Raw genomic sequence first — 13,781 nt, forward strand, 5'->3', positions numbered from 1 at the left:
TTAATAATTATTTTTTTATTCTACATCTTTTCTATTTAAATTTATTTATTTAAAAATAATAAAAGAAAAAAGAGCCTAAATTGGCTCTTAATTTCGTTCTCTGAAAACTGAATATCGATTATCTTTTAGATTACTTCTATAGAATCACTATTAAACCAATCAATTTATTAGTACTGGTCAGCTGAATACATTACTGTACTTACACCTCCAGCCTATCAACCTCATAGTCTATAAGGAATTTAATAGGGAATACTCATCTTTGAGGGGGCTTCCCGCTTAGATGCTTTCAGCGGTTATCCCTGCCGTACTTGGCTACCCAGCTATGCTCCTGGCGGAACAACTGGCACACCATCGGTACGTCCACTCCGGTCCTCTCGTACTAAGAGTAGCTCTCATCAATATTCCAACGCCCACATCAGATAGGAACCAAACTGTCTCACGACGTTTTGAACCCAGCTCGCGTACCGCTTTAATGGGCGAACAGCCCAACCCTTGGAACCGACTCCAGCTCCAGGATGCGATGAGCCGACATCGAGGTGCCAAACCTTCCCGTCGATGTGATCTCTTGGGAAAGATAAGCCTGTTATCCCCGGGGTAGCTTTTATCCGTTGAGCGACGGCCTTTCCACGAAGAACCGCCGGATCACTAAGTCCTGCTTTCGCACCTGCTCGACTTGTAGGTCTCACAGTCAATCACACTTCTACCTTTATGCTCTTTGATACGGTTTCTGACCGTATTGAGTGTAACTTTGAACGCCTCCGTTACCCTTTAGGAGGCGACCGCCCCAGTCAAACTACCCACCACACACTGTCCTCTTACCAGATCATGGTAACAAGTTAGAAGTTCAACGTAACAAGGGTGGTATTTCAACGTTGACTCCACTTGAACTAGCGTTCAAGCATCATAGTCTCCCACCTATCCTACACAAGTTAAATCAAACTCCAATATGAAGTTATAGTAAAGCTCCACGGGGTCTTTTCGTCTAGATGCGGGTCTCCGGCGTCTTCGCCGGAACCATAATTTCACCGAGTCCAATGTCGAGACAGTTAAGAGATAATTACTCCTTTCGTGCAGGTCAGTATTTAGCCGACAAGGAATTTCGCTACCTTAGGACCGTTATAGTTACGGCCGCCGTTCACCCGGGCTTCACATCAATGCTTCGCTAAAGCTAACACCTTTGCTTAACCTTCGGGCACTGGGCAGGAGTCACCCCATATACATCGTCTTACGACTTAGCATAGAGCTGTGTTTTTGATAAACAGTTCCCCCTTACTATTCACTGCGGCCCACTTTTTAGGGTGGGCATCCCTTCTTGCGAACTTACGGGATGAATTTGCAGAGTTCCTTGACATTGGTTTTCTCGCTCGCCTTAGAATACTCATCTTGGGGACGTGTGTCCGTTCTCGGTACGGGTTTCCATAAACTATATGTTAGAAGCTTTTTTAAGAGGTATGGAATCATCCAATTCGCTACTTAGTTGCCCTTTCACTATGCATCATAGCTCCCGGTTAAGTTATGCGGATTTGCCTACATAACCCAGTCACTATTTACCCCACAATCCAATAAGTGGTAGTGCTATCCTCCCCCGTCACTCCATCACATTTATAGAAAGTACAGGAATATTAACCTGTTGTCCATCGGCTACGCCTTTCGGCCTCGTCTTAGGACCCGACTAACCCTGGGTGGACGAACCTTGCCCAGGAAACCTTCCCCAATAGGCGTCAGAGATTCTCACTCTGAATCGTTACTCATACCGGCATTCTCACTTGTAAGCGCTCCACCAGTCTTCACAGTCTGGCTTCAATGCCCTTACAACGCTCTCCTAACGCATTTTCATGCCCGTAGCTTCGGTATTGTGTTTTAGTCCCGTTGAATTATCGGCACAGAGTATCTCGACTAGTGAGCTATTACGCACTCTTTAAACGATGGCTGCTTCTAAGCCAACATCCTAGCTGTTTAAGAAACTCCACAACCTTTCTCACTTAACACAATTTTGGGACCTTAGCTGACGATCTGGGTTGTTCCCCTCGCGTGCATCGACGTTATCACCGATGTACCGACTGCATAGCAATTCATGATAGTATTCGGAGTTTGATTATAGTCAGTACAGCTAGGCGCCGCCATTCCATATTCAGTGCTCTACCCCCATCACTTAACACTACACGCTAGCCCTAAAGCTATTTCGGAGAGAACCAGCTATCTCCAAGTTCGATTGGAATTTCACCCCTACCCACAAGTCATCCGGGCACTTTTTAGCGTACTACGGTTCGGTCCTCCACTTAGTGTTACCTAAGTTTCAACCTGCTCATGGGTAGATCACCTGGTTTCGGGTCTATATCAACATACTAAGCGCCCTATTAAGACTCGATTTCTCTACGGCTTCGCTTTAATCCACTTAACCTCGCATGTTGACATAACTCGCCGGTCCATTCTGCAAGATGTACGCCATCACCCATTAACGGGCTCTGACTAACTGTAAGTAATTGGTTTCAGAATCTATTTCACTCCCCTCCCGGGGTTCTTTTCACCTTTCCCTCACGGTACTAGTTCACTATCGGTGTCTGGTTAGTATTTAGCCTTACCGGGTGGTCCCGGCAAATTCAGACAGGGTTTCACGTGCCCCGCCCTACTCAGGATACTACAAAGAGATCTACACATTTCGCTTACGGGAATTTCACCCTCTATGTTTAAGCATTCCAACTTATTCTGCTATATGTAAATTTTGTAACTCTAAAATGTAGTCCTATAACCCCAACAACGAATGTTGGTTTGGGCTCTTCCCCGTTCGCTCGCCACTACTGAGGGAATCATTCTTTATTTTCTCTTCCTGCTGCTACTGAGATGTTTCAATTCACAGCGTGTCTCTTCATTCGACTATGTATTCATCGATATGATAATTGAGGATTAGCTCAATTAGGTTTCCCCATTCGGAAATCCCCGGATCACAGCTCATTTCCAGCTAACCGAGGCTTATCGCAGGTAATCACGTCCTTCATCGACTTCCAGACCCAAGGCATCCACCAAAAACTCTTATCTTGTTTAATAGTAGTATAAGACCTATTGTTTGTCTATTGTATGATATATTCTATAGGTTGATCTAAACTTTGAAATATTAATAAATTTAATTTTTCAATGTCGATATTCAGTTTTCAAAGAACAAATTGAGAGATAGGTCTCTCAAAACTGGATACAAATAATTTTTCCATAACATTTATGTACTCCGTATGAAAGGAGGTGATCCATCCCCACGTTCTCGTAGGGATACCTTGTTACGACTTCACCCCAGTCACCAGTCCTACCTTAGGCGGTCGCCTCCGAGGTTAGCTAACCGACTTTGGGTATTACCAGCTCCCATGGTGTGACGGGCGGTGTGTACAAGACCCGAGAACGTATTCACCGCAGCGTAGCTGATCTGCGATTACTAGCGATTCCGACTTCATGGAGTCGAATTGCAGACTCCAATCCGAACTGAGATCGGCTTTTTGAGATTTGCTCCATGTCGCCATATTGCTTCTCTTTGTACCGACCATTGTAGCACGTGTGTTGCCCCACTCGTAAGAGGCATGATGATTTGACGTCATCCCCACCTTCCTCCCAGTTACCCAGGCAGTATCTCTAGAGTCCTCGACATGACTCGTTAGTAACTAAAGATAGGGGTTGCGCTCGTTGCAGGACTTGACCAAACATCTCACGACACGAGCTGACGACAACCATGCACCATCTGTCACTCCGTTAACCTCCGCTATATCTCTATAGCATTGCGAAGGATGTCAAGAGTGGGTAAGGTTCTCCGCGTATCTTCAAATTAAACCACATGCTCCACCGCTTGTGCGGGTCCCCGTCAATTCCTTTAAGTTTCACTCTTGCGAGCATACTACTCAGGCGGATCATTTAATGCGTTAGCTGCGTCAGTGAACTCTCCACCGACTAATGATCATCGTTTACGGCGTGGACTACCAGGGTATCTAATCCTGTTTGCTCCCCACGCTTTCGTCCCTCAGCGTCAGTATAGACCCAGTAAGCTGCCTTCGCCTTTGGTGTTCTTCCATATATCTACGCATTTCACCGCTTCACATGGAATTCCGCTTACCTCTATCTAACTCTAGTTTACCAGTATCCAAAGCGAGCCAGGGTTGAGCCCTGGGATTTGACTCCAGACTTAATAAACAGCCTACGAACGCTTTACGCCCAATAATTCCGGATAACGCTTGCGACCTATGTATTACCGCGGCTGCTGGCACATAGTTAGCCATCGCTTTCTGACAGGGTACCGTCAGCCTGGAAGCATTTCCTCAACCAGGTGTTCTTTCCCTATAACAGCACTTTACAATCCGAAGACCTTCATCGTGCACGCTGTGTTGCTCCATCAAGCTTTCGCTCATTGTGGAATATTCCCTACTGCTGCCTCCCGTAGGAGTTTGGGCCGTATCTCAGTCCCAATGTGGCCGTTCAGTCTCTCGACCCGGCTAAACATCATAGTCTTGGTAGGCCATTACCCTACCAACTAACTAATGTTCCGCACCCTCATCCTCTAGCGGAGCTTTAAGGGCTCCTTTCACAACGGAATCATGCGATTCCATGCGTATCCGGCATTAGCCAATGTTTCCATTGGGTATTCCAATCTAAAGGGTAGATTAAGCACGTGTTACTCACCCATTCGCCGCTAGGTTCAAAAGAACCTCGCTCGACATGCATGTATTAGGCACACAGCCAGCGTTCATCCTGAGCCAGGATCAAACTCTTAAAATTTGATTTGGTTATTATATGTTATTTAAAATTAAAATTGACGTTATGGTATTCGTATCCAGTTTTCAAAGAACTATCTATGGCACAAAAAAATGTGCACTTTTAGAAGTATACACTATTTTAAATTTTTGTTTTAAAAAATTAATATTTTTTTTATAAAAGTCAAGCATTAAAATAAGTACTGTTTAATTATATAGCATTTTTATTATTTATTTATAAAAATAAAATAAAAAAAGGCAGTTTTGCCTTTTAGCCTTTTAGATTATTATCAGTCTAATTTTTTATTTATATTATATATATTATATATATGGCAATTTTTAGGGTTTTTAAATTATTATAAAAACCTTAAAGTAAAGAAATAATATTACATAATTGATTCGATTTTAACTTTATATTTTGGAGCGGCCTCAACTTCAACAGTTTCATCAACTTTATGGCCTAAAATTGCTTTTGCTAAAGGAGAAGTGTTTGAAATTTTTCCACTAAATGGGTCGGCATCTAATGCCCCAACAATTGTAACTGTTAAAACTTCTTTATTTTTTAAATTTAAAGCTTTAACTGTTGAACCAATTTTAACAATATGTGAACCTGAAGTATCTTCATCGATAATTACAACATTTTCTAAAATATGTTGAATTTCTAAAATTTCATTCTCAATAGCAGCTTGTTTATCACGAGCGGCATCGTATTCAGCGTTTTCTGATAAGTCACCTTGATTTCTTGCTTCTTTAATTTCTTCGATAACTAAAGGTCTAGCTTCTTCTTGTAAATAAGTTAGTCTTTTCTTATATTGTTCCAAACTTTCTTTTGTTAAGTAAATTTTTTTATCTTCCATTTTTTTCTCCTTCTTCAACAATTTCTTTTATGTTATTTTTTGCTAAAAGTATAACACTTTTATTCTTGAATTTTAATGTTTCATAACGTAAATTAAATATTAAGGCTGCTTCTTTAATTGTTTTTGTTTTATATTGGTAATCATTATTAATAATAATTATTCCATTTTCGGTAAGAAAATTAATTTTACTTTTAATTAATGCTTCCAATGATTGTGTTGATGAATTTAACATAATAATTAACTCAGAAATATTCTCAATTTTATTAGATAAAGTGATTTTCTCAAAACTTAAATCAGAAAATTCTTTCTTAATATTATTATTTATGCCTTCATTAACAGGACCATTAAAAATAACATCGCGGTTGGCTAAATTTGAAATTGATAGTGCTAAATAATTATCATTATCTTCTAGGTAAATATTCTTATAATCATTTAGATAAATTGTATTAATAACAAAGCAGGTAAAAAAATCGTTTGTATTGTTATTATAGAACTTTTTAATCCCGTTTAGAACAATACCAAAATTAGGATTCTTCTCAGCTAGTTTTGTTTTTTCTAATTCTTCATTAGGAGACAAATATTTTTTTGTCATTTTCTTTTTATATAAAAAACTAAGAATTAAAACGGTAATAGCAATTAATAAAACAACAACAATTGAAATTATTAAACCTAATCTTACATTATGTGAAAGTTTACTTTCTCCATTAAAAACTGAGGAAACATGATTTAAATTTGACATATTTTACTTATTAATTTTCAATTTCCTCTTCGTATTCAAATAATTCGTTTTCGAATGAATTACCATTTTCATCAATTAATTCATTTTCTTCTAAAAATGAATCTAACATATCTAGTAAAATTGATGCTTCGCCTTCGTCTTCAACTAGTTCAAGTTTGTCATTAACTTCTTTTGTAAGAATTATTCCATCTTTGTCTGTTAAAACAAGGTATCTTTCACCATTTTGTTCGGTTTCAAAAATAACTCAAAGTCTTTCGTCACCTTCTAAAATAATTTCTCTTTCAGGGCTACAAACCAAAATTTTGTTTCTCTTATTATTTTCCATAAAACTAACCTCTTTTTAAAAAATCTTCCAATATTATTTGAGCAGCTAAAGAATCTTTTTTTGTTTTTCTCTGCTTTCCGTTAAAACCTGCTTGAAATAAAATGTTTTCAGCAAAAATCGTACTTTCTCTTTCGTCTTGAAAAACAATATTGATATCAATTGCTTTCTCAAGTCTTTCTTTAAATTTTTCAACCATTTTAGTTCTCTCGCTTTTAGAAAAATCCATTCGTGTTGGATAACCTAAAATAATTGTATCTATTTCATTTTTATATTGACTTTCATATAATCAATATTTTGTTCGATTAATAACATCAATAAAATGTCATTCTTCAAATCTAAATGTTTCAAGGCCACTTACAATAATATTATTAATATCACTAATAGCGTAACCACAAGTTTTTGAACCTAAATCCAAAGCTAATTTACGCATTAATTAATTCCTTAATAGTATTAATTAAATCATCACCTTTTTTATCGGTAAAAATAGATCCTTGTGAAACAATTTTATTTCCTCCACCTTTACCATTTAATTTATTAGTTATATTTTTAAAAATTACTGATGAATCATATTTTTTAGAAGCAACAATTAAGAAATAATTATTATCTTTAGTTTCCGATAATCCAACTATTAAAGTGTTTTGGTATGCTTCACGAAGTTGAATAGTTGCTTTTCTTAATAAATTACCATCTTTTTCAATAATAATAAATGTTTCAATATTATTAACTAGTTCAGATTTATAGTTAGAAATTTCTACACTTTCATTATTTTTTTCTTTTAAGAATTTTTTATAATCTTCTCTAATTTGATTTTCAACTTTTTCATAATAATCTAATTTTTTTTCTTTTTCTTTAGCTAGTTCTGGAATATTTACATCAAAAGTTAAATCATAATCAGGTTTTAGTTCTTTATTGTTTTTAATTAATGATGATAAAAGTTTTTGTTGTTCAATAATTTCATTATATAAATATTCGTTAACTAATTTATCAGAAGTAACAACTCTTAAACGATAAATTCCTGTACCTTTTGAATCAACAGAAACAATTTTAAAGTTTTCGATTACTGAAGAATTTTCGACGTGAGTTCCACCACATAAATCTTTAGTTATATTTTCAAATTCGACAACTCTAACATTATTAGCATCATGATATTCTGATTCTTCAATTGTCATATAAGCACCTAATTCTTGTGCTTTTTTAACAGATGTTATAATGTAATTTCTTTTTGCTGACATGGCGATATAGTCGCGCATTATATGTTCAATTTGTTTAATTTCAGATTTTGTTGGACGATGGTCTAAACCAAAGTCAAATGTGAAATATTCTGGATGAATATTAGAACCTAATTGTTCAATAATATCATTTACATATGTTTTACGTAAGGCGTGAAACATAATATGCGTTGAACTATGATTTCTTGCATAATTAATTCTTTTGTCTTTATCAACAAAACATTCAACTGGATCTTTTTTATTAATTATTCCTTTAACAACATGAACATGATTTCAATATTTATCTTTAAACACGTCTAGAATCTCAATTTTATTACCGTTTTGAAGCATGAAACCAAAGTCATGATTTTGTCCCCCACTTGTTGCATAAAATGGAGTTTTATCTAAAATTACATAAGAAATAGAATCATTGTCTTTGGTTTTTTCAATTGCTTCCTTATCGTCTAATAAATATAGAATATTTGATTTTGATTCTAAAAAGTCATATCCAATAAAGTCTGAAATTTTATCTTTAATTAAAGAAAGCGAGTTAATAACTTTTTGCATTCCGGCTTCAATATTTCCCCGTGAACGTTCTTGATGTTCTTTTAAATAGTCATAAAATTCATCTAAATTAATTTTAATATTTTTTTCTTTTAAAATCTCATCAGTTAATTCAATAGGAAATCCATATGTATCAAACATTTTAAAGGCTATTTTTGCATCGATATAACCTTTTTTATCTAATTCGTGTTCTAAAAGTTTTTCGCCTTCTTTAATAGTTTTTGCAAATAATTCTTCTTCGTCTCGAATAATTTTTTCAACATTTTCAACATCAATATCATAAATTAAAGAATCTTTAACAACTGAAACTAATTTATATAAAAATGATTTTTCAGCAATGCCTAATGATAAACCAGCGCGATATGATCTTCTTATTAAACGACGAATAATATAACCTCTACCAACATTAGAAGGACTTACACCATCGTTAATTGCATTAACGCTAGCTCTAATATGATCAGCAATAATTTTGAATCAAGTATTAATTTTTGCTTGTTTAGGTTCTTTTGTAAAATAGTTATTAATATCGTAATGGTGATTTGTTTGTTTTTCTACTGCTCTTATAATAGGTAAAAATAAGTCAGTATCAAAATTAGTTGGGGCATCTTGCAATATAGAAGTGATTCTTTCAAGTCCAGCTCCAGTATCAATATTTTTTGTTGCTAGTTCTGTGTAATTATTTTCACCATCATTATTGAATTGAGAAAAAACAATATTTCAAATTTCAATATATCTATCATTTTCAATATCATTCATTAACAACTCAATTCCTCGTTTGTCGTATTTTTCACCACGATCATAAAAAATTTCAGTGTCTGGTCCACAAGGCCCTTGACCAACATCTCAGAAGTTTGTATCTCTTGTTCCTTTAATTAAATGATCTTTTGAAACACCCAATTCAATTCAACGGTTATAAGTATCTAAATCTTCTTCAAAATAGGTAATATAAATTCTATCTTTTGATAGTTTTAGAACATCGAAAATAAATTCATATCCAAAAGCGATAGCTTCTTTTTTAAAATAGTCACCAATTGAAAAATTACCTAACATTTCAAAGAAAGTATGGTGTCTTGCAGTAATACCAACATTTTCAATATCATTTGTACGAATTGATTTTTGTGAGTTTGTAATTCTTTTTGCAGGTGGTACTTTTTTACCACTAAAATAATCTTTTAAAGTAGCAACTCCAGAGTTAATTCAAAGTAAAGAAGGGTCGTTTTGTGGGATTAATGATTTTGATTCAACAACTAAGTGTTGTTTTGATGCAAAAAAATCTAATCACATTTGTCTTATTTGTTTAGATGAAAACATAGTTTCTCCTTTTTTATAAAAATTTCTTTTGTTTATCTTTGTAATAAATCTTATCTATAATTGCTGCCCCAACAACTTTTGGCCCATCATAAATAACTACCTGTTGACCCGGAGTCACAGCTTCAGTACCTTTATACAATACTTCAATTTCATTATTTTCTAAAATTTTAACTTGGCATTTTATATCTTCTTGTCTATATCTAAATTTTGCCGTTAAATTATCAGCGCAAAAGTTTTTTGCTATTAAATTTCAATCTTTTCCAATTAATTTATCTGATAATAAATATTCCTTATGATCTTCATTAGCAACATAAATAATTTTTTCATTTAGGTTATGACCAACAACAAAGTAAGGTTTTGAAAATCCGCCAAGATTTAAGCCTTTACGTTGTCCAATTGTGTAATACATTGCACCAACATGTTTTCCAACAACCTTATTTGAAAAAATATCAACAATATTTCCGGGTTGCGCGGGAATATAATTTTCTAAAAATTGTGTAAATCTTCTTTCACCAATAAAGCATATTCCTGTTGAGTCTTTTTTAGAAGCTGTTTTTAGATTTAAATTATTAGCTATTTCTCTAACTTCTTTTTTAGTTAAATTAGCTAGCGGAAACAAAACTTTTTCTAATTGCTTATTACTTAATTGTGCTAAAAAGTATGATTGATCTTTTGAACCATCAACGGCCCGAAATAACTCACCATCTTTTGTTTCTGCATAATGACCCATAGCTATATAGTCTGCTTTTAAGTTATTGAATGCATAATCAGCAAAAGATTTAAACTTAATATATTTATTACAAAAAATGTCAGGATTAGGAGTTCTACCAATTCTATATTCATTAATAAGATATTCAAAAACATTATCTCAATATTCTTTAACAAAATCAACACGATGTAATTTAATATTCAATTGCTCAGCAACTGCTTTTGCATCAAGGTAATCCTGTTCTTGAGGACAAATATCTTGGCTAATATCAGAATTTCCCAAAAAATCATTATTTAAAAATGAATCTCAATTACGCATAAAAAGGCCTTCGACTTCATAGCCTTGTGCTAAAAGTAAATGTGCGCAAACACTTGAATCAACACCACCACTCATTCCTAAAATTACTTTTTTTGACATTTTACTCCTTAAAAATATATAAATTATAAGGTTTTTTAATAAAATAAGATTTTATTTTATAAAAAACAGATAAGAAAAAAAGAACCTATAAAAGGCTCTTAATCAACAAATGAAGTATCAAATTGCCCTGAAACGCCATGAATATTAGATGTAGTTATTCATGCTGTTTTATCTACTTTTTTAACTTCTTCTAAGATTAATTCTCTTTCTAAAAATAAAGCAACGGTTTCAATTTTTCCAAATTCATTATGACTAAATCCGCCAACACCATTGAAGATGTTAAATGGGTGAACATAACCAATTTTCTTAAACTGTTCAGCAATCAATTCAGGGTGTTTTGTATAAATCTCAATTTTTACTTTTTTGTATTTTGGATAAAACTTATTTACTAACATTGAAAATACTAATAGATAAGCAATTGTTCCTAGAATTCTTACTAAAAATAAGTCAGAATCTCAAACGTGACCAGTAATGTTTCTTGTGTATTCTAATGAGCCAATTACTATAGTTGAAAAAGATGAAAAACAAATTGCAACCATTAGAAAAACATTACCAACTGGTTTTTTGTTTTTGTAAGCTATATAGTTAGAAATTACTGAAGTTCCTCCAATTGACCCTCTTTGTCTTCAAGCTACTATTGAAGCAAAACCTTCAGCAGCTCCCCCAATAATTGAGTAAACAATAACAGGTCAATTTTGGCCATCATAAACACCATAGATGTTTGTATTTTTAAGAATTCTTGGAACTAAATTAACGGAATCTAAATGATAATCATTAATGGTTCTTATATTAGAAATAATTTGTTTTAAATCTGTATCAAAAAATTGGTTCTTAAAATAAGCAACAATTTCTTGACTTTCAGAAAAAGTTAAATTTTTTAATTCTAAATTTCCTTCTAAAACTTTTAAAATTTGTTCTCTTTCTTCGCTTAAAAATAATTGATTTACTACTCTTGTATCTAAACCAAATGGATCTCAATAATAATTACTTTCACCCACTGGATTATAAAACGAAATTCTTTGATTAATAAAATTAACAATAGGGTTCGAACCACGGCCATTATATTCAATAAAAATTAATTGAACAATGACTTGAAATAGCATTCAATAATATGTTAAGACCATAAACATTCTTGGATTCATTCTCCAAAAAACAAACATTAAAGGTAAATTTACTAGTACATAGAATAAACCATAAAATTGTGCTGTCGCAGGCGCGGTAAAAGTAATTATTTGTGCTAAAGATGATGTACCAGAAGCAATTGTTGCAGCTTTTTTTAGGAAAACAGTTAAGGCAATGTTATATAAAAAAGCACTAACCAACATTCAAATAACCTTTTTAGGATACTTTTGTCAAATATTGAAAATATTAACTTTCTGTGGATTTAAAATTGCCATTTTAGCTTCATATTGTGCTTTTTTATCTTTAATCTTATTTTTTTTATTTTCGATATTTTTATTTAACTTTTCTAGTTTATTTTTCATTAATCCTCCTTTACTCTATTTGGTTCATATTTATTTTTAAGTTCGTTTGAACTCCTTAAAACATAAACGAACTTATTAAATTCAGGATAAAAACCTAATTGAATTGTTTTAGTAGCACCATGACGGTTTTTTGCAACGATAATGTTTGTTGAAGAAAAAGATTCGGCTTTACTTGTCTCGGTTGAAGAAGCTCCTAAATCGTTTTTCTTAGTTTTATAATAATCATCGCGATGAAGAAAAATTACTCTATCAGCATCCTGTTCAATTGCTCCTGATTCTCTTAAGTCAGAAATTAAAGGAGTTTTATCTTCTCTTTTTTCAACACTCCGACTTAACTGACTCAAAGCGATAATTGGACATTCAAGTTCACGTCCTAATTGTTTTAAAGAACGAGAAATTTTAGCCACTTCAAGTTGACGATTTTCTTGTGATCTTTTTGAATTATCACCAATTAATTGTAAATAGTCAATAATAACTAAATCTACTTTTGTATTTCTTGCAAATCTTTTACATAATGTTGTTATATCAGAAATATTTAACGTTGCACGGTCATTTAAAAATATATTTCAGTTAGACATATCATCAACTGTATGAGATAAATTTCTTTGATCATTAATATTTAGTTCTTTTGTCTTTAGTTTATAAATAGGAACTGTTGAATCAATTGAAATCATTCTTTGTACTAACTGAGGGTTAGACATTTCTAAACTGAAAAATAAAACTGTTTTACCTTGTTTAGCAACATTGTTAGCAATATTTAAAGCAAAAGCTGTTTTTCCCATTGCTGGCCGTGCTGCTAGAATAGTTAGATCACCTTTATTTAATCCTAAAAGGCATTCATCTAATTCAGGAAAGCCTAATTGAAGACCAACTCCTATTTCACTATCTTCCTTATGTAAGATTTGTTGCATAATACTATTAGCTGTATCACCAATTTTTTCATAAGTTGAATCAATTTCAGAAATATCTATATTTATTAAAGCTAATTGAATTTGTGATAAAAGGTCAGATATATTAAAAGGTTTATTATCGATTGTATTTTGTACTTCTTTAATTAATTCGCTTAATTTATCAATTTTGTATTGGGCAATTATATTTTTAGCATATACTTCAATTTCACTAACAAAACCAGCGTTTTGTGCTAAATATGCCAAGTATTCTGGTGTGCTCATATAAAATGAACTAACCAAATCAAATTGCTTATTTTCTTCTAAATAAACTAAAAGGTTTGAAAGGTCAAAATGTTTTGAATTGCTTTGTACTTCAGAAATTGCCGCATATAAAACTTGGTGACTTTTGAAGTGAAACATTTCCGGACGGATTAAAACAGCAATTTTTAAATATGTTTCTGGTCTAGATAATAATAGACCCAACAATGATGCTTCATTATTAGCAATTGCTGTTTCTCTTGAACTTAATAAATTTTTATCCATTTTATTCCTT

8 protein-coding genes and 2 rRNA genes are annotated in these 13,781 nt (G+C 33.2%); all 10 read right to left on the reverse strand.

From position 1 onward, the window contains the following. Positions 1–146 precede the first annotated feature (146 nt). Positions 147–3,045, reverse strand: a 23S ribosomal RNA gene (locus EXC38_RS02060). Between the two features lie 182 nt (positions 3,046–3,227). After that, a 16S ribosomal RNA gene (locus tag EXC38_RS02065) occupies positions 3,228–4,749 on the reverse strand. Together the 16S and 23S rRNA genes form the textbook arrangement of a ribosomal RNA operon. 361 nt (positions 4,750–5,110) lie before the next feature. Continuing rightward, a complete protein-coding gene (greA, locus tag EXC38_RS02070) occupies positions 5,111–5,581 on the reverse strand; it encodes a transcription elongation factor GreA (RefSeq protein WP_004416908.1) in 471 nt (156 codons plus the stop codon). Next, the gene (locus tag EXC38_RS02075) at positions 5,571–6,320 is read right to left on the reverse strand and encodes a BC85_0335 family putative methyltransferase (protein WP_129694637.1); all 750 of its coding nucleotides are present in this window, start codon (positions 6,318–6,320) and stop codon (positions 5,571–5,573) included. The genes greA and EXC38_RS02075 overlap by 11 nt, the downstream gene beginning before the upstream one ends. A 10-nt stretch (positions 6,321–6,330) precedes the next feature. Further along, the gene (locus EXC38_RS02080) at positions 6,331–6,645 is read right to left on the reverse strand and encodes a hypothetical protein (protein WP_004416906.1); all 315 of its coding nucleotides are present in this window, start codon (positions 6,643–6,645) and stop codon (positions 6,331–6,333) included. A 4-nt stretch (positions 6,646–6,649) separates the two neighbouring features. Next, positions 6,650–7,075 carry a Holliday junction resolvase RuvX gene (gene ruvX, locus EXC38_RS02085; protein ID WP_004416904.1) on the reverse strand — a complete coding sequence of 142 codons (426 nt, stop codon included), beginning with the start codon at positions 7,073–7,075 and terminating at the stop codon, positions 6,650–6,652. Further along, positions 7,068–9,728 carry an alanine--tRNA ligase gene (alaS, locus tag EXC38_RS02090; RefSeq protein ID WP_129694638.1) on the reverse strand — a complete coding sequence of 887 codons (2,661 nt, stop codon included), beginning with the start codon at positions 9,726–9,728 and terminating at the stop codon, positions 7,068–7,070. Before alaS ends, ruvX begins: the two co-directional genes overlap by 8 nt. A gap of 13 nt (positions 9,729–9,741) precedes the next feature. After that, positions 9,742–10,854 carry a tRNA 2-thiouridine(34) synthase MnmA gene (mnmA, locus tag EXC38_RS02095; RefSeq protein ID WP_129694639.1) on the reverse strand — a complete coding sequence of 371 codons (1,113 nt, stop codon included), beginning with the start codon at positions 10,852–10,854 and terminating at the stop codon, positions 9,742–9,744. 98 nt (positions 10,855–10,952) lie between these two features. Continuing rightward, positions 10,953–12,338: a DUF2179 domain-containing protein gene (locus tag EXC38_RS02100; RefSeq protein ID WP_129694640.1), complete on the reverse strand. Its 1,386-nt coding sequence runs from the start codon at positions 12,336–12,338 to the stop codon at positions 10,953–10,955. Next, complete coding sequence (gene dnaB / locus EXC38_RS02105; RefSeq protein WP_129694641.1) at positions 12,338–13,771, reverse strand: replicative DNA helicase; 1,434 nt, start codon at positions 13,769–13,771, stop codon at positions 12,338–12,340. Before dnaB ends, EXC38_RS02100 begins: the two co-directional genes overlap by 1 nt. Positions 13,772–13,781: the final 10 nt, after the last annotated feature.

The sequence above is a fragment of the Mycoplasmopsis arginini genome (assembly GCF_900660725.1).
In the GTDB taxonomy this organism is placed as follows: domain Bacteria; phylum Bacillota_I; class Bacilli_A; order Mycoplasmatales; family Metamycoplasmataceae; genus Metamycoplasma; species Metamycoplasma arginini.